1 protein-coding gene is annotated in these 675 nt (G+C 35.0%); it reads left to right on the plus strand.

Annotation, left to right across the window (positions count from 1 at the left end; genetic code table 11):
- Positions 1–456: hypothetical protein (locus ABD009_RS14090; RefSeq protein ID WP_343826489.1), on the plus strand; the 456-nt coding region annotated here is incomplete at its 5' end.
- Positions 457–675 lie beyond the last annotated feature (219 nt).

A 675-nucleotide genomic window follows, 5' to 3' on the forward strand; every position in this document is an offset into this window, starting at 1 on the left:
CTGTACACACAGGTTAGCGAAGGGCAACTAACAAGTCAATTAAGCAGGACTAAAATCAATTGGTTTACAACGCAAACACCGCTAGAGTATAACCAATTAATTTTTAGCCTCTTATTGAGGCGTTATACGTACAGGAGTTTCAGGTATATGGAAAGTTTTATCCCTTTAGTTTTAATTTCTATACTTATTTTTGTTCAAATAAAGAAATACAAAGATATGTGTAAATATTTATCTAATACTTACCCGGAAGAGTGGGAAAAGTTATCCCGTAATTCTTTAGGCACTTCTCCTTTGTCTGTTACAAATGCAAATTTAAGCGAGTCACTTAAAACTGGATTTTTTTCAAAAAAAATCAACGATGAAAGAGTAAAACGGTTCGAAAAGTTTAGACTTATTAATATGTATGTAATGGGTGCAATAGTACTCATACAGTTAGTTTTAGCGTACTCACAGTAACGTCCGCATAACAAGTGGTTCAAGAAGGTCTCGTGAAAGCTTGCTCGAGCCTTCGGCAAACAGTTTAGCAAGCTAAAACTCGCCTCTTAACCAGGCGTTAACTTCACATAAAATTCTGCAATATAATTAATCTGTCGCAATATATTGGTGTCATTAAATCAAAGTCCCCTTTTCTCTTTATTCTGAGTTCATGCGTCTGCTTTCAAAAACTATTGGCCA

Source organism: Psychrosphaera haliotis (assembly GCF_039523615.1).
In the GTDB taxonomy this organism is placed as follows: Bacteria; Pseudomonadota; Gammaproteobacteria; order Enterobacterales; family Alteromonadaceae; genus Psychrosphaera; species Psychrosphaera haliotis.